Source organism: Lysinibacillus sp. BS3 (assembly GCF_039614735.1).
GTDB classification, from domain to species: domain Bacteria; phylum Bacillota; class Bacilli; order Bacillales_A; family Planococcaceae; genus Lysinibacillus; species Lysinibacillus capsici.
Map to the genome: position 1 here is coordinate 427307 of NZ_CP154860.1, position 17060 is coordinate 444366.

Here is a 17060-nt window from a genome sequence, read left to right on the forward strand (position 1 = left end):
CCATCAATTACTCTCTTTTTCATCGAATTTTTTTATGATTTTGACATATATTACAGGACTTTCTAATTGGCGTCAACCCTTTTTTACGTTGCCGTTTCAGCAAAAAACGCTCCTCACAAGGAGGAACGTTTTTTTTCTACATAATGAATCACATCAGCCATAATCGCATACATCTCTTTTAATTTTAATTTCTTATTATCAGAGACTTTCTTCGCTACTTTCTCCGTGACAATTCCTTTTTCTACCAATGTATCCCAACTAGTCGCATTGGATTCACCGATGAGGACGTCAGCCAAATATTGAGCTAACTCATCTCGCTCAATAGCTTCATCGCCTTGATTATAAACTTTATTGATGACAATTTCGAGCTGGTCCTTCATTCCTGCTGCACTTTCTCCACCAGCACGTAGCATGCTCTCTTTTAACATTTTAGCAAACTTTATTTTCGTCGCCTTACTGTCTACTTTTAGGTCATTATCATAGCCGCCCACAACAAGGCCGTAATTAATGAGGGTTTGAATGGCTTCATCATACCATTCTCCTTGATATGGATACTCAATTGAAAATGAATCAACATAGGCACCTTGCTTAGCCAATTGCTTGCGTAATGTAGCGATTAATGGTTTATCCTTACTCATGTCTCTAAAGGTTACATCGTGCTTCTGTGCAAGAGCAGCCGCAGTCCCAGCCGCTTCACCTGTCACCATCCCTGTTGGAACAATACGTGCACTACCAGCTGCAAGTGATGAATAACCAGCAGAGCGTCCGACAACCAGTAAGCCATCAATATCCTTCGGTACTAAAGACCGGAAAGGAATAGCATATTGCTTTGGTGCAGCGATCACATAGCCATAATCATGAGGCGTTTGCGCTTGCACATCGACTGGATAAGAAGCAATGCCAATGCTATCCCACTGATCACTATTTTTCCACAGGTCTGCCATTGGTAATTGATACTCTGCCCAAATATGTCTCGTTTCTCGGACGTAGAGTTCTTCTGGATAGCTGACAATTTCAGCCTTTTCAAACCCTGGGAAGTTTGTTTGTAAATATTTTAGAATGTGTAACGTTTCTTTCTTCCCAGCGACAATCGCCGCTTGTTTTGAGGATTCATTCAAGCCATCAATACCAAAAATCTGTAAGGCATTGATGAAATATTCATCATCTACACGAGCTAAGTTTAACCCTCGTAATCTTGTACCCTCTTGTAATGGCTTGTATTCATCATGTAGCTTTGTAAAGCCCCACATCACCGTATGATTTAAATTAGCACCGCCAAATACACCGGAATTAGCCGCTTTTTTGACTTCATCCCAATTGACATTTTTTAAATGTAGCATTAAAGTCACAGCCATACGCTTATCCTTTATGCCAATATCTTCTCCGCCCACAAAGAAAGGAACGCCCGACAAGGCAGCAAAATCAGCATCCTGTGTAGCATCTATGAATGATTTCCCCGTCACAACATATGTACCGTACTCATTTTTTAATTCCACAGACGTTAATTGTTGTTGTTTGACATTTGCTTTCACAACCTCGGTTTGCACGGATAACGTTAAGTTGGGCTCTTCATCGATTAGCTTTTTAAAGGCTGCCTTAGCACCTACAATGCCAAAAGCGTCATTCCCTCTAACAAGCTCATGCCATTCCTTAAATATTCCCTCACTAATCGAGTTGTTATGGCCATCACGAGGAATGTCGAGGAAATTCAGCATACCATATGTAAATAAACCACCTAACTCTTGTCGTTTTTCGACCAGCAATGTTTTCGCACCATTTCGAGCAGCAGCCACAGCCGCAGCCACTCCCTCTGGCTCACCACCGATGACAATAACATCATATTCTTCCTCTATATGTTCAATTGGTTCTGGCTTTTTATACTCATCTACTAATTTATTGTATGCCATAGAGTTTGTTATTTCTTTAATAAAATAGTAGCTACCAAACCCAACTAAAACTACTATTACACAAGTGGCTGTCCATAATAAGCCCTTACCCATAATATACCTCCAATTGTTAAAATTTCCATCGATGTGTTTATTTAATCATCATTCCCGCCACAAGGGCTGAATGTCCTAGTTGAACGCAGGCATAGCATATCATTACCACAAACGAATAATTCTTTAGCTTACAGCATTCTTATATGAAATTATCATCAAGATAAATGAATGAAATCATTTATGAGGATTGTGATGTTTTTCGTCTAACTTTAGCAACATCTATCTAGTATAAATGAAAGAGCCACGAATAGCTGGCATTCAAAACGGGGATGGGCTTGTGGGCACCAGTGATGATTTACTTGATATATAAACAGTCAGAATCATTTTAGACGAAACCTTTGTGAATAAGCAACTAAAATCCCCGTGGTAAATGATGTCATTTTTCTATTCTTTTTCAAAAATAGTTAATCACACTACAATATAGACGCCTCACTCTCAAAGAAAGTTACACCAAATTTAAATTTTTTATTGTATCTTTATTCAGTTTATGTTTAACAAAAAATGTGGAAAGAACGCCAAACCTTGATTTAATAATGTTTATAGACTATGGAACATATTTCATGCTATACTAGAGCCATTGTGAAAAAAGGAGGAACTTGCATGATTCAAGTTAGTAATGTAGGTCTTCGCTATGGCGATCGTAAACTATTTGAAGACGTAAATATAAAATTCACACCAGGCAATTGCTACGGTTTAATTGGGGCAAATGGTGCTGGTAAATCAACATTTTTAAAAATCCTTTCTGGTGAAATCGAAGCGCAGGAAGGAAATGTATCGATGGGTAAGGACGAACGTTTATCTGTCCTGAAACAAAACCACTTCGAATATGATGAGCATACAGTGCTCGACACAGTTATTATGGGGAATAAACGCCTATATGACGTGAAAACAGAAAAAGACGCTATCTATGCAAAGGAAGATTTCTCAGATGAGGATGGCATGCGTGCTGCAGAGTTAGAAGGTGAATTTGCAGAGCTAAACGGTTGGGAAGCTGATTCAGAAGCGGCTACACTATTAAACGGTTTAGGTATCTCCGATGATCTTCATTACATGCTAATGGGCGATCTTGAAGGTTCTGACAAAGTTAAAGTATTACTGGCACAGGCACTGTTTGGTCAGCCTGATGTACTATTACTCGATGAGCCTACCAACCACCTTGACTTAAAGGCAATTCAGTGGCTGGAAGAGTTCCTGATTAACTTTGAGAATACAGTTATTGTTGTATCCCATGACCGTCACTTCTTAAATAAAGTATGTACACATATTGCGGATTTGGACTTCTCTAAAATCCAATTATATGTAGGGAACTATGATTTCTGGTATGAATCTTCTCAATTAGCTCAAAAAATGGCACAAGACCAAAATGCGAAAAAAGAAGAGAAAATTAAAGAATTACAAGCGTTTATCGCACGTTTCTCTGCCAATGCTTCTAAATCGAAGCAAGCAACATCTCGTAAAAAAATGCTGGATAAAATTGAGCTTGATGATATTAAGCCATCAAGCCGTAAATATCCATTCATCAACTTCCAAATCGGCCGTGAAATTGGGAACGATGTCCTAACAGTAGACGGTCTAACAGCAAGTCATGAAGGTGAAACGCTTTTCAAGGACATGCGCTTCTCGATGAACAAAGAAGATAAAATTGTTTTACTTGGTAGCCCAATGGCGAAAACAGCACTTCTTGATATTTTAATGGAAGAAAAAGAAGCGGATGCTGGCACATTTAAATGGGGTGTAACGACATCTCAAAGCTACTTCGAAAACGATCATGACAAGTACTTCGAAGGTTCTGAAAAAACATTAGTAGAATGGTTACGTCAATATTCTCCAGACGATGAAACAGAAAGCTTCCTACGTGGTTTCCTAGGACGTATGCTGTTCTCTGGTGAAGAAGTGAAGAAATCCCCTGCTGTTCTTTCTGGGGGCGAAAAGGTACGTTGTATGCTATCGAAAATGATGCTTGCGACAGCAAATGTTATTTTATTAGATGAACCTACGAACCACCTTGACCTTGAATCTATTCAAGCATTGAACGAGGGCTTAATTCGTTTCAAAGGCGCAATGATTTTCACATCACATGACCATCAGTTCATCCAAACAATTGCTAACCGTGTCATCGAAATCCGTGAAGACGGCTCTATTTTAGATAAGCAGTTAACATATGATGAATTCCTAGAGTGGAAAGATAGCCAAGGCTTAAGCTAAGCTTTACAAAAATCCTCTACCCATAGTGGGTAGAGGATTTTTTTGTCTTTCGTGTTTATATGGTTTTTAAAGGATTAAAAGGATTTTTATTGAATGATATAGTATAGCATTAATGAGGGGGTAATCTTCGTGAAGAAAATTGCAATTATATCAGATATTCATGGGAATAAAACGGCATTAGAGGCCGTATTAAAAGACATTCGCTTAAGAAAGATTGACAGAATTTTTTGTTTAGGTGATTTAATCGGCAAGGGCCCTCAAGGTTCTGCCTGTATAGAACTTATCCAACAGAATTGTGAACAAGTCGTACGAGGCAATTGGGACGTATTTATTCAATCCCCTACTGACAATGATTTTCTCCAATGGTTTAAAGATCGATTAACAGCAAAAGACTATCAATATCTCGGGTCATTACCCTTCCATATTGATCTTGAATTAAATGAACAGCTCATAAGATTTTTCCATGCGTCTCCAAGAAGTGAATTTGAACGTATCCTACCAAATCATCCACTTGAAAAGCGTTTATCTATGTTTGATAATACTGCAGTAACCAATTCAAGCCATTACAAGAAGCATCCTGATATTGTGTTCTATGGCGATATCCATACAACTTTTTTACATACATATAAACAAGGAATTCTTTGTAATGTAGGGAGTGTTGGTAATTCACTTGACCTAACTTCTGCTTCCTATGCCATTCTAGATGGAACACAGTCAAACAATGCCATCCAATTTATTAGAGTAGCATATGACCGAGAGGCTGAGCTAATGATCGCAAAAGAACTAGGTATGCCTCAATTAGATCAGTATTATAATGAAATTATGTTTGCCAACTATCGAAATGCTTAGTACCGTCATAATTAAAAAAGAATCCATTTTCATGCCAACATGGATTCTTTTTTATATTCAACGCTGAAAATACCATTGTAGCGCATTCTTGTAGAGGATTTTATCAGCAGCCTGTTGATCAAATAGCTGTTGAATCAATTCCACATCCCCATAATTAAAAGGTCGTTTAGCTCTTGTAGACGGGCAATCTGTTCCAAACATGAGGGCATCTGGATTAGCATTATAAATCGCTTGTAAAGCATGCTTCACATCCAGCTCCACACGACCAAAGCCAGTCGCCTTGACACGTACTCCCTTATCAACAAGCTTTAATAAATGTGGCAGCCCTTCTTCCGACAACCCTAAATGATCGATGGAGATGGCTGGTAATGCTTCAATTGTCGAGGCTATCTCCGGTATTTCCTTCGCATCGATATATAATTCACTATGCCAGCCCACCAAATCATAAACCCGTCGTGCAAAGGTTTCTAGCTGTGATAAATCCTCTGAGCCACCTCGTCTACTATTAAAGCGTAATGCCCGTACCCCATTGTTATGTAAATGTACAATTTCATCATCCGTGACCGTATTAGGTAATTGCGTTACCCCACAAAACGTGGGACCAAGTTGTTTCAATGCTTTTAAAAGATAGGCTTGGTCAAATCCTTGAAAAGATCCTGATACAATGGCGCCTCCCGCTATCTGGAGACTCACTGTGTCCTTTTGATAATCCTCTACTACATAGCTTGGTGGCGTATAACCTTGATTTTCGATAATCGGAAAATTAAAGTCAATGATATGAAAGTGTGCATCAAAGATTCGCATCATTTATCCCCCTTTTCCTTTGAATTTACCATACTCTAACTATAAGTTATAATACGAATTTCTAGCTATTTCTCATAAGGAAAACTTATTGACTTGCAATAGCTTAAGTTCCCTCTTCTCTTTTCAAGTTGATAAAACAAACATAAAAAATGGTATGAACAATTAAATTCATACCACTCTTTTTAGCTAAGCTAATGCCTTATTCCTCAAATTTTTTAAATGCTAGCACAGCATTATGACCACCAAAGCCAAACCCATTCGATAGCGCAAAGTTAACGTCTTGATGAAGTGCCTCATTAGGAACATAGTTTAAATCACATTCGGGATCTGGTGTTTCATAATTGATGGTTGGTGGAATAATGCCCTCCATTATACTTTTCAATGTAATAATGGCTTCAATTCCACCGGCCGCGCCAAATAGATGTCCTGTCATCGATTTTGTGGAGCTAACCTTTAGTTGATAGGCATGGTCACCAAAAACGTGTTTAATAGCCTTTGTTTCAGATTTATCTCCCTCTGGAGTACTTGTGCCGTGTGCGTTGATATAATCGATAGCTGCCCCATCGATAGCACCCATTTTTAATGCCAGCTTCATGGCATTGGCAGCACCAGTAAAATCAGGAGCTGTAATATGATAAGCATCTGTTGTCACACCATAGCCAACAATCTCACCCAGAATCGTAGCACCCCTTTGTTTGGCGTGTTCATACTCCTCTAGGAATACGATGCCAGCTCCTTCAGACATGACAAAGCCATCCCGCTTGCTATCGAATGGTCGACTGGCCTTTGTTGGCTCTTCATTCCTAGTGGACATGGCTTTCATGCGGGAGAATCCTGCAAAGCTAAGTGGATTGATCGGTGCCTCCGCTCCGCCTGCTAAAATGCCATCCGCATAGCCATGTCGAATCGCTAAGAAAGCTTCTCCAATCGCCTGGTTTCCTGTCGCACAGGCAGAAACAGGTGAAAAGCTTGGTCCTTTAAAGCCCGTTTTGATTGCTAGTATTCCTGCAGCCATATTGCTAATCATCATCGGCACCATAAATGGTGACACCTTCCTAGGCCCTTGATTGAGCATCGCTTGATGATTTTCTAAAATCGTTTCAATGCCCCCAATGCCAGAGCCGATGTAAACGCCTAAACGCTCCTTATCTACCTGTTCCATATTTAAATTGGCTTGTGTCAGAGCTTGCTGGGCAGCGGCAACAGCATATTGCACAAATAGATCATATTTACTGGTTTCTTTTTTATCCATATATAGCGTTGCATCGAAACCCGTACTCGTCCCAGCAATTTGCGTATTAATGCCGCTGAATGCCTCCCCTTGAATTTTTTGAATCCCTGATTTTCCTGCCTTAATATTCTCCCATAAGGCTGATACCGAATTACCTAACGGGGAAACAACACCATATCCAGTAACAACGACTCTTCGTACCATGCACATCGCTCCTTCTCGTATCATGTCTTACTTTAACAGTTCCTTTAATTGCTCCAGCATCTTTTGAAAGAACGCTTCTCCTACAACACGTTTATATTGTAATGCCCCTTTCGTACTTGAAATAAGTAATACAGCTAGAGCCTCCAAATCATTAGTAGCTTGGAGTGCGCCCTGTTGTTTAGCATCTTTCAATAGCTCAACAAAGACATCGATTTCCATTTGACTAAGCTGCTGAAGCTTTTCTTGCATTGGTTGCGGTAATTCTTGATAATCCGCCTGTAAAGCTGATATAGGGCAAATGCTGTCTTGCTCTAGAAATTTTATTCGCTGCGTAATAAAAGCAAATGGCTTTTCCTCAGCTGGCAAAGTGGACTCCTTCATCAATGTAAAAGTATTCTCTAATCCTTGTTGAATTCTTTCGCAAACAGCAATCCCTAAGTCTCCCTTCTTCTCGAAATGATAGTGAATACTGGCTTTCGTGACGCCAAGCTCCTTTGCTAAATGCTCATAACTAAATGATGTGAATCCTTTTTCCTGAATATTTTTCAATGTTAATTCTATAATTTGCATTTTTCTATTTGTCATGGCTTTATACTAACTTACTAGTAGGTAAGTGTCAATCTAAAAAATGCAGCAGATAAACAATTTATCTGCTGCTCGCGTGATTATTGCATTTCCTTTGTTGGTCCCATCACGCCAGGTACTGGTAAACCTGCTTGACGTAGTAGGACCGTCATTTGTCCACGATGATGTGTTTGATGGTCAATTAATACACGTAATAAAGCCCCTTTTGGCATCGGCGCTTTAAAGCCTGTTACTACCTCTAGTAACTCTTCATTCGAAAGCTTAGCCACTTCCTCTTTAATACCATTTGCTACGCTTTCATAGGCTGTCACGATCTCAGCCGCAGTCGTTGGCACAGGATCTTCTTGGCGAATCATTGGTACTTTTAAGCCTGCTAGATAGCTAAAATAACCTGCTGCTCCAACTAAATGCCAGCCTAACCAACCAAGTGTACTATGACCCTCTACAATACTTTGCTGAAGCTTGTCATCTGTTAAAGCCTGTAATACCTGTAGTGTCCCGTTTGATGCATTTGACCATTCTTGTAAGAAATCATCTACATGTCTATACATGTCTTTGCCCCCCATTTTTTCACTTCATTTCTATCATAGATAATTTTCCATGCTGTTACAAGTTTTCATTAAATAGTTTACATAATAATATTATTTATACAATCTCATATTATTCGTATAACACTCCTCGTTCACGTATAATGAAAGAAAATAGCGAAGGAGTGTGCCCATGAGATACCCTGTTCTAGTACTTTCTGTAGTATTTTTGCTGGCTGGCTGTCGTGAAGAAGTTCAGGAAGAGCCTGTGCCAGCTCCAACACCATCTGTGGAAGACAAGCAAGCAGTGGAACAAGATCAAACGTCACTTCTCTCCTATTTTCCACCTGATGGATCTGTTGCTTCTTTTCAAGGGGAAGGAAATGAATTTGCTAGCTTCACACTAAAAACTACCTACCTCGATACACAGCATATCGTACAAATAGAGAATAATGGTGGTGTGACACTATTAAAAATCTACCGCATAACGGATACAAGTATTGATCTTGTCTATCGAGAACCTGTTGACAGTAATCCAAGCATGCCAAGTGCAGCTGAGGCAGCATCTTATCCTGTACTGGAAACCGTACTTCAAAAGCCTTTACAAGTCGGGACAAGCTTTCAAGGTTGGACCATTGAATCAACGACCGCTACTGTTGATACTGGTACAACGGTCTATCAAGATGTCATCCAGCTAAGTCGCTCTGAAGATCAAATGACCACAACCAAATATTTTGCAAAGGACATTGGTCTAATTCGCAAAGAGGATACGATGGAAACAGAGCAAGATGAGCCATTTGTTGTGACATCAACCTTGCAAAAAATAGAATAATTGAAAGAAAACAGGCGTCCTGCTTGGGCGTCTGTTTTTTAGCAAAGGAGGCCAATCAATGAGTGATATACATAATGCAACACCAAAGCAAGATGAATTAACGGAAGAAGAATTAATTGAACTTGTACTCGAGGAACAGCAAAAAGCCTTAGCACAGGCGCGAGAAGAACGCATTTATGGAAAAAAGCCCAAAAAACAAAAGCCTCTTGTACGCTGGATCGTGTGGGGTATGGCACTAGTGCTGTTTTTCAATACATTTGCCCTCATTTTTCAAATCTACTCCATACCTGCGCTTGAATTTATCAAGGTTTCAACGCGGCTCTCTGCACAAGAAGATATACAAACCTATAAAAAGGCAGTCGTTGAAATTTCTACAGGCTCCAGTAAAGGCACTGGTTTTGCCATCTCACCAGATGGTCTGATTGTCACCAACGCCCATGTTGTCGAACATGCCACAACATTATCAGTTGTCTTTCCTGATGAGGGACTGATGGAAGCAACATTAATCGAGAGCTATCCAGCCGTAGATTTAGCCTTTGTACAGGTGCAAGCTGAGCAACTTCCCTATCTACCTCTTGCAGAAGATCCACCTTACACTGTTAATGAACATGTCTATTTTATTGGAAATCCACTTGCTTTCACCGGCATCGCTAATGAAGGAACATTGCTAGACGCCATTCAATTAGAAGATTGGCAGGAGCCAGTTAGGATGCTAAAAGCTCCTGTTTATCGTGGCAATAGTGGTAGCCCTGTAATCGATCAACATGGTGAGGTCATTGGGGTTATCTTTGCCACGATGAAATATGAGCCCATTGGAAATGTTGGCCTATTTGTTCCTGTACAACAACTCCGAAATTTATTAGAAGAGCAATAAAAAATGAACCTGTAATAAGCAGGTTCATTTTTTATAAGGTGTCTTAGATTTACATAATATTATTATTTATCTTTACTTTCTTGCTTGACGAACTGAGCAATTGGCGATTTTACAGGAATTTTACTGACAACCTCATCACTCACTTCTGCAACCTTTTGTAGCACATGTAAAAGCTTGTCATCCCCTGTCCAATGCTTTTCCACTACATCTGGACCCAACTTATTAATAATGGTATTTACCACAAAAGTTGCTAGTACAACATCATCTAAATAGCCACCAAAACCTAGCAGTCCTTCTGGCATTAAATCCATCGGTAATACAAAATACGCAATGGATGCCCCAATTAATGCACGACTCTTTTTATCTACACCCGCATCGGTTACTGTTTTAATTAACAAATGAAATAAATCAGGCACAAACATTAAATACGGAGTAAACTTGTTACTTTTTCCCTTTTTCGACCCAAGGAAAGCTACTAATTTTGTACGTAGTTTCTGATAAAAATCCTGTTGCTCCTGTTCTTCAGGCAATTTTTCTTCATTATCCACATTCATCTGCCTCCTTCTTTACAGCGATGCGCTATTTTGGCGGGGCTACCCTCCATTTTATGGGGTTATCCGCTACTTTTGTGCAGCTATCCTCCAGTTTCACATGGCTATCCGCTACTTTTATAGCGCTATCCTTTACTTTTGCATGGCTATCCGCCACTACTATATATTTAACCTAAAATAGGATTTGTAATCCTTAAACTTGCAAATGATACAAAAAAGACATCCTATTTACATAGGATGTCTTGGGTTTAACGAAAGTAATTTTAATTACTGAGAATTAAAGTTTAGTTACGTTAGCAGCTTGTGGTCCGCGGTTGCCATCTACAACTTCGAATTCCACTTTTTGACCTTCGTCAAGAGTTTTGAAACCTTCGCCTTGGATAGCTGAGAAGTGTACGAATACGTCGTTTTCACCTTCAACTTCGATGAATCCAAAACCTTTTTCTGAGTTAAACCATTTTACTGTACCTTGTTTCATTTAAGAAAACCTCCAAAAAATAAAAGTGAACAATATGTAATTTCTTCAGCGATTGAAAAAAATTCACATATTACAAAGAGTACCGAACTAACGCGATCACTTTTTGTAATATGTGAATTCATGTTTCCGGTGAAGCAATTAAATTGTTAAGTTAAGTATAACTGCCATCCATAATTTTGTCAAATAAAGAAAAAATCTTTTTTACTTTTTTTCAAAATTTTTTTACTTCTCTTCTATTTTACACGCAATTATCCCATGATATACTTGTGCATCATCATCGCAAGCCTCACAGTAAAAGCTTTCATCCTCAGACCAAAAAGCCCAATACTGCTCCTCTTTCGCTGCCTCATTATCGTAAGAGGAACGAAAATGCGCTAATTTTTGCTGTAATGCACGTTCAAAGAGCTCCTTCGTGTCAAATGTATCTTCAGTTTGAATATAAGCTTCCCAGCCTTCAAATTTCCACCAAGGCTCATAGTCCGCTTTCATGTAAATAATTGTATACATATTTGCCCATTCCTTGCTGTCATAAGATAGTTTCATTTTAGCAAACACAACTGAAATGTCTATTAAAACCACCTGAATTATGCTATTATTACCTTATTATACATACTTTTTGGAGGTATTTTTATGTTTTCAAGTATTCGACCTAAAGCAGAGCTAGAAGAACTACTCAAACGTGGTACAGATTTACATGCAACAGGCCGATTTTACCAAACACTGGCATTCAATCATTTCACTTCACAAGATGAGGAGCACTTAAAGGCACTCTATCAAAAGCTCAAAGACATTACTCCTTCCATGAATGCCATTTTTCATCATTATTTAAGCGAGATATCCCCTACCTCTCAATTAATCATTAGTGAAGAAAATATTAATCAATACTTAACACAGTTTTTCTTAGCAACTCGTGATGATCATTATGTAGATGAAACTGTAAAATTTTTCAATTTATTCCGCAAGCATCAATACGAGCCTGGTAAATTAATTGTTGTCTTCAACCAATTTGCCTTCTATATTACTACATATATTTTATACAATTTTGGTATCAAGCCAAATAAAGCATTTCAATATATGAAATCATTCCAATCCGCTGTCAATGTCGATCAAGAATTATTAGTGGAAGTGTTAACTGAACGCATTATTGAAAATGTGGTAGGAGAAGTATCTTCTTTAATGGATGTCAATGCCAAAATTATGTACATGAAAGATTTAGTTTTTAGCCTAGATAAGCAAAATGAAGAGATTCAATCCTCTACTGCTGCAACAGAACAGATTGCAGCTTCTATCAATGAGGTTGCACGCATGTCTTCTCATATATCAGAGAAAACAACTGAATCTGTTGACCATGCTACAAAAGGTAAAAACGCTATTGAGCATGCCCTATCGGAGATTTTTAAAACAGAGGAGACCTTTACATCCATTGTTGACTCATTTTCAGAATTACAAAAAAGGGTAAATGATATTGAACAGGTTGTCACATTAATCAATCAAATCGCCGATCAAACGAATCTACTCGCACTTAATGCCTCCATTGAAGCAGCGCGTGCAGGTGAACATGGGAAAGGCTTTGCGGTCGTTGCACAGGAAGTACGAAAGCTTGCTGAAAACACGGTAGCTGCGCTAAGTGAAGTATCCGCAAATGTTCATCATTTAAAGAGTTATTCGAATGATGTTTCTAACTCAATTACAGATACGACAGCTATTATTAAAGAAGCAACCGTTGAAGCAAAAGATTCGTTACCATTATTAAATGCCATTGTTCAAGCGATTGAGGGTATTAATTTAGATGTGACAAATACGGCTGCCATTTCCCAGGAACAAGCAGCCGCGATTGATGAAGTTTCAGCAAGAATGATCGAAATTTCAAGCTTGCAGGAAGATATTCGTGATTATAGTCATAATACATCCAGCGATATTCATTTATTAGGGAAAGAAATTAACCGTTTCCGTAATGATCTTATTGCTAACAATAATGTACAGCTTTCATCTATTGCCCTACTACAATTATCGAAGGCGGATCATATTTTATGGAAATGGCGCATTTATAACATGTTCCTTGGCCTAGAAAACGTTGATCCAAGCGATGTTTCTTCTCATAGAGACTGTCGACTTGGCAAATGGTACACTGCGCCTCGTACAGTCGAACGTTTCGGTCATTTACAGGACTATCATGAATTAGATGGCTATCATTTACGCGTCCATGAATCAGCGAAGCTTGCGGCTGAAGCCCATAAAGCGGGTCATATCGAACAAGCTGATGTTCATCTAAAAGAAGTCGATGAGGCATCTAAGCATGTACTTTATCACATTAATAACTTAATTGCCTATTTAGAAAAAGAACGTGTCATGCAATAAAAGGAGAGGTTCGCCCCTCTCCTCTATTAAGTAGGAGGTATTCCCTTGAACAAACGAGCAAGTATAAAATTTTTTGGTGATGTCTATGGCACAGGCTACCGATTCTTCATCAAGCAAAAAGCTATTGAATTAGGGTTAAAAGGATACTGTCGATTGAATGACGCAGAGCAAATTGAAGTGGAAGTGGAGGGCTCAGAAAAGGCACTCAATGAATTTCTCCTTTTTGTCCAAAAAGGCGTTAGTCCCCAAGCCAATTCCAATTCATTTTCTTTAGAATTATACGATGATTTAAAAGGCTATATACGTATGGAGTCAGACATTGTTTAATGTCTGGCTTTTTTGTAGTGTTGTTTTAGAGAGGGGTTCAACAATTTTTAATCTTAACACTGCATTTTGTCATATAGGAAGTATGATAAAATTATCGAAAAATATTTGGGAGTGATTATAATGAAATTTACTTGTCCTTGTTGCGGATATAAGACAATGAAAGGAAAACCACCAGGTACATACGAGATATGTGAAATTTGTTTTTGGGAAGATGACGGCGTTCAATTTTATGATTATGACTTTGGAGGTGGAGCTAATACGCTATCCTTAAGGCAAGCACAGAAAAATTTTAATATATTTGGTGCATGCGAAGAACGATGTATTGCGTTTGTAAGAAAACCAAACGAAAAAGACGAAAAAGATTCAAATTGGAAGCCGTTTTTCTAGAGAGCTGACACTGGGCTATGGGTTCTTTGAATGATGCCTCCTCTCCTATTTATTGAAATCAAAAAAGTCATGCTCTTAAGAACATGACCTATCATCATTTTTTGATTTTTATTTTTTGAATGGCAGCAACTAATATTGATTCATCAGTGATTTTCACATATTGATTTTTAGATTCCTTCATATAGCCTTCTTTGTTTAAATAGGCTTTTAATTTTGATTTTTTCTCAAAGACTTTTTCTTTCACTTTCTGTTCACTTACTGGTTCATCCATATTTTTTGTAATAGACACCAGAAAAATTTTCGTCATCCTATATCCCCCTTTGTATCAGTTACGAATTCATTTGGAAAAAGTTTCATACAAGACTCATTCATTTTGGATGAAGATGCTCTTCTTAGAGAATAAACCTCTCCTTTTCGAGTTGGAGCCGCTCATGGATCTCACTTAACCGCTCGCTTTGAGGCAGAAGCCGCTCTTGAATCAAATTACGCTCCTCTATTCAGGGACCAAGATGCAAAAAATCCTCATTCCCATGTCAGAATGGCTCCTTAGGATAGCAAAACCGACTTATTCATCGAAACAACTCACTTATTCTATGTATTATCATTGAGAAAGTTCACAAATAGCAGTAAAATTTATGTAAGGGATTAATTTTCAATGAAACTTTATGTCGATTATTTCGTATAAGAAGATAGACATATTGAAAAGCAAGGAGGATGAAACAATGCTTAGTGTCGGACAGTTTTTCTCTAGACATAGTACCAGCTTTCTTATTTCGCTCACAACTGTTTCTATCGCAGCAATTGCGGCAAATCCTGGATTCTTCCTTGGTGGTTTACTGTTTGCGGGTTCCTATGCGACGAGTACAGCGTTGCTGAAACATAGACAAAAAAAGAAAGTCATGCAAATAGCAGGCATCACAAAAGAAGAATTCAAACACATTGAAACACAAGTATTAACAGCTAATAAGCATATTCAAACATTGAGTCAAAACTATTTACGTGTACGTTCTGTTTCAGCGTTTAAACAACTACTTGAAATGACGCGTATCTCCAAAAATATCGTCAAAATCGTCAAGACAGACCCACGTAAATTTTATAATGTGGAACCATTTTTCTATGCACACTTACCTTCTGCTGTAGAATTAACGGATAAATATACAATGCTTTCCAAGCAGCCAGTGAAGGATAAGGAAATTCAATTAACTTTATCCAAAACACGTGAAACCCTAACTGATTTGAATGACACAATTCAAATTGATTTGAAGGATGCGCTTGCAAATGATATCGATCATCTGCAAATGGAGATTGAATTCGCAAATCGTTCCAATCTTAGACGTAGAGAACAATTGGACTGGCGAGGCGATGATAAATGACAGCAAACGAACACGCATTTCAACTAAATACCATACCAGGGCTTTCTCCACTAGTCCAATCCTATTTAGAAACAACTCCGCAAAACGAGGCGATGGCGACTTATGAAACGCTATCGCCTCTTGCACAAAGTCGTGCATTACTGTATGCCAGTCAAATCAATTTGACTGATTTTGAATCATTGCTGTCCCTTGGGCAAGATTCACAGCGAGCTCTGTCTCAATTTGCCGACCGCATGCTTGCTCAAGTAAAGCAAAAGGATGTCACTAAAATTGGTCAAATGCTGGATTCTTTAATGCAGACGTTAGATCGAGTAGATCCGACTGCTTTGGAACCAAAAAAGCAAACCTTTTTCAAAAAAATCTTTGGCAAAACCGAGCCTAATGTGAAGCAAACACTCACAGAATTTGAACGTATTAGTATACAGGTGGAACGCATTGGCGTTCAGCTAGAACGTGCACAGCTTCAGCTGATAAAAGATGTTGAAAACTTAGAGGCGCTTTATGCCCATAATCGAGGATTTTTTGAGGAATTGGCAACGGCGATTGCCGCAGGTCAAATGAAAAAGCAGCAAGCCATTGAGGTAGAGCTACCTGCACAAATAACGAGTGTCCAAGCTACCAAACAGCCACTTGCGATCCAGCAATTAAATGACTTTGCTGCTCAAATCGAAAGACTCGATCAACGTATTTATGATTTACAAGTATCACAGCAAGTCGCTCTGCAAACAGCTCCTCAAATCCGTATGATTCAGCAGGCCAATCAAACATTAGCTGAAAAAATTGAGTTTTCTATCGTTACCTTGATTCCGCTCTGGAAAAACCAACTGGCGATGATGCTATCGATGCATATGGATCATCATTATGCACGTTTAGAGGAGCGATTATCAAGGGCTCATGATCGCTTCTCAAGTCCCACGTTTGAACAGCAAGTTTCGAAGTTTAAAGAAACACAGCAAGAGCTGCAAACAGCAATTAAAGATGTCTTTGCCCTGCATACCGCAACTGAACAAGAGAAACAACAGCTACAGGATGTGGCGGGTGCTAGCAGCTATCAGCGAGATTAACAAAAAAATGGGTGGCTCAGCAAATGTTCTGAACCACCCTGTTTGTTTTTATTCAAAATAATCTTTATAGTAGCCACCGACATTACCTGTGTTGTCGATGATAAAAACGAACTCTTCTGTTTCATTTTTCACTTCATACTCTTTTCCTACTGTTAATACGTTTGATACTAAGTATTTCGATGCATTTGTATGTTTGCAAGTAACCGTTCGTAATGTTGGCGCATCTTTCCATTTTAAATGTAACATATTCTCTCTACCTCTCTTTACTAGCAAAAGCTAATGTCTATTGCTTATTTTATAATATTTTTGGTCTTTTGTGGAGAAAAAAGAAATACTATACCTATTCTATCCAAAAAAAATGAATATTTGAGGTGTTATGATGAGTTTTGGTGGTGTACCGCAATGGTTTTT

Annotated in this window: 19 protein-coding genes and 1 other annotated feature (1 of these 20 cut by a window edge); of the genes, 9 read left to right on the plus strand and 10 right to left on the minus strand. The window is 38.6% G+C overall.

All coding sequences use genetic code 11. The annotated features are described in order from the left end of the window. Positions 1-32, minus strand: a binding site (T-box leader) (it extends 188 nt beyond the left edge of the window). 81 nt (positions 33-113) lie between these two features. Then, a complete protein-coding gene (locus AAJG31_RS02175; RefSeq protein WP_066036786.1) occupies positions 114-2000 on the minus strand; it encodes an FAD-dependent oxidoreductase in 1887 nt (628 codons plus the stop codon). 600 nt (positions 2001-2600) lie between these two features. Here AAJG31_RS02175 and AAJG31_RS02180 point away from each other — a divergent pair. After that, complete coding sequence (locus tag AAJG31_RS02180) at positions 2601-4205, plus strand: ATP-binding cassette domain-containing protein (protein ID WP_004230062.1); 1605 nt, start codon at positions 2601-2603, stop codon at positions 4203-4205. Positions 4206-4334: 129 nt separating this feature from the next. After that, positions 4335-5054, plus strand: a complete 720-nt coding sequence (locus AAJG31_RS02185; protein WP_279494997.1) for a metallophosphoesterase family protein — start codon at positions 4335-4337, stop codon at positions 5052-5054. A gap of 57 nt (positions 5055-5111) precedes the next feature. Here the strand turns inward: AAJG31_RS02185 and AAJG31_RS02190 are convergent, their stop codons facing one another. The 4 genes from AAJG31_RS02190 to AAJG31_RS02205 form a co-directional block, all read right to left on the minus strand. Further along, a complete protein-coding gene (locus AAJG31_RS02190; protein WP_103118112.1) occupies positions 5112-5858 on the minus strand; it encodes an amidohydrolase family protein in 747 nt (248 codons plus the stop codon). A 199-nt stretch (positions 5859-6057) separates the two neighbouring features. Beyond that, positions 6058-7293 carry a beta-ketoacyl-ACP synthase II gene (gene fabF / locus AAJG31_RS02195; RefSeq protein ID WP_279494995.1) on the minus strand — a complete coding sequence of 412 codons (1236 nt, stop codon included), beginning with the start codon at positions 7291-7293 and terminating at the stop codon, positions 6058-6060. Positions 7294-7320: 27 nt separating this feature from the next. Further along, complete coding sequence (locus AAJG31_RS02200; protein ID WP_279494993.1) at positions 7321-7878, minus strand: TetR/AcrR family transcriptional regulator; 558 nt, start codon at positions 7876-7878, stop codon at positions 7321-7323. Positions 7879-7958: 80 nt separating this feature from the next. Further along, positions 7959-8429, minus strand: a complete 471-nt coding sequence (locus AAJG31_RS02205; RefSeq protein WP_016993631.1) for a DinB family protein — start codon at positions 8427-8429, stop codon at positions 7959-7961. 169 nt (positions 8430-8598) lie between these two features. Between AAJG31_RS02205 and AAJG31_RS02210 the strand changes: the two genes are divergently transcribed. After that, on the plus strand, positions 8599-9237 hold the full coding sequence (locus AAJG31_RS02210) for a hypothetical protein (RefSeq protein WP_279494991.1): 639 nt from the start codon (positions 8599-8601) through the stop codon (positions 9235-9237). Positions 9238-9295: 58 nt separating this feature from the next. Then, positions 9296-10111, plus strand: coding sequence for a serine protease (locus tag AAJG31_RS02215; protein ID WP_279494988.1), 816 nt, complete (start codon positions 9296-9298; stop codon positions 10109-10111). A 62-nt stretch (positions 10112-10173) separates the two neighbouring features. On the opposite strand, the gene AAJG31_RS02220 is transcribed toward AAJG31_RS02215, so the two are convergent. From AAJG31_RS02220 to AAJG31_RS02230, 3 genes are all read right to left on the minus strand, one after another. Beyond that, positions 10174-10665: a DUF1232 domain-containing protein gene (locus AAJG31_RS02220; protein WP_279494987.1), complete on the minus strand. Its 492-nt coding sequence runs from the start codon at positions 10663-10665 to the stop codon at positions 10174-10176. 274 nt (positions 10666-10939) lie between these two features. Next, entirely contained in the window at positions 10940-11140 is a 201-nt protein-coding gene (locus tag AAJG31_RS02225) for a cold-shock protein (protein ID WP_004230088.1), read from the minus strand. A 222-nt stretch (positions 11141-11362) separates the two neighbouring features. Further along, entirely contained in the window at positions 11363-11647 is a 285-nt protein-coding gene (locus AAJG31_RS02230; RefSeq protein WP_206542475.1) for a DUF1033 family protein, read from the minus strand. Between the two features lie 123 nt (positions 11648-11770). Here AAJG31_RS02230 and AAJG31_RS02235 point away from each other — a divergent pair, with 123 nt between their 5' ends. The 3 genes from AAJG31_RS02235 (at position 11771) to AAJG31_RS02245 (ending at position 14212) form a co-directional block, all read left to right on the plus strand. Next, positions 11771-13498: a globin-coupled sensor protein gene (locus AAJG31_RS02235; RefSeq protein WP_257961003.1), complete on the plus strand. Its 1728-nt coding sequence runs from the start codon at positions 11771-11773 to the stop codon at positions 13496-13498. A gap of 45 nt (positions 13499-13543) precedes the next feature. Continuing rightward, positions 13544-13825, plus strand: coding sequence for an acylphosphatase (locus AAJG31_RS02240; protein WP_048392882.1), 282 nt, complete (start codon positions 13544-13546; stop codon positions 13823-13825). A gap of 120 nt (positions 13826-13945) precedes the next feature. Then, positions 13946-14212 carry a CPCC family cysteine-rich protein gene (locus AAJG31_RS02245; RefSeq protein WP_016994024.1) on the plus strand — a complete coding sequence of 89 codons (267 nt, stop codon included), beginning with the start codon at positions 13946-13948 and terminating at the stop codon, positions 14210-14212. 94 nt (positions 14213-14306) lie between these two features. On the opposite strand, the gene AAJG31_RS02250 is transcribed toward AAJG31_RS02245, so the two are convergent. Further along, a complete protein-coding gene (locus tag AAJG31_RS02250) occupies positions 14307-14519 on the minus strand; it encodes a hypothetical protein (RefSeq protein ID WP_048392884.1) in 213 nt (70 codons plus the stop codon). Positions 14520-14934: 415 nt separating this feature from the next. Between AAJG31_RS02250 and AAJG31_RS02255 the strand changes: the two genes are divergently transcribed. Both AAJG31_RS02255 and AAJG31_RS02260 read left to right on the plus strand, forming a co-directional pair. Next, positions 14935-15585 (plus strand): 5-bromo-4-chloroindolyl phosphate hydrolysis family protein, encoded by a 651-nt coding sequence (locus AAJG31_RS02255; protein ID WP_279494978.1) that lies wholly within the window; start codon positions 14935-14937, stop codon positions 15583-15585. After that, a complete protein-coding gene (locus AAJG31_RS02260) occupies positions 15582-16649 on the plus strand; it encodes a toxic anion resistance protein (protein ID WP_279494977.1) in 1068 nt (355 codons plus the stop codon). The genes AAJG31_RS02255 and AAJG31_RS02260 overlap by 4 nt, the downstream gene beginning before the upstream one ends. A gap of 48 nt (positions 16650-16697) precedes the next feature. Here AAJG31_RS02260 and AAJG31_RS02265 read toward each other — a convergent pair whose 3' ends face one another. Further along, positions 16698-16895 (minus strand): DUF6501 family protein, encoded by a 198-nt coding sequence (locus AAJG31_RS02265; protein ID WP_048392887.1) that lies wholly within the window; start codon positions 16893-16895, stop codon positions 16698-16700. Between the last annotated feature and the right edge of the window lie 165 nt (positions 16896-17060).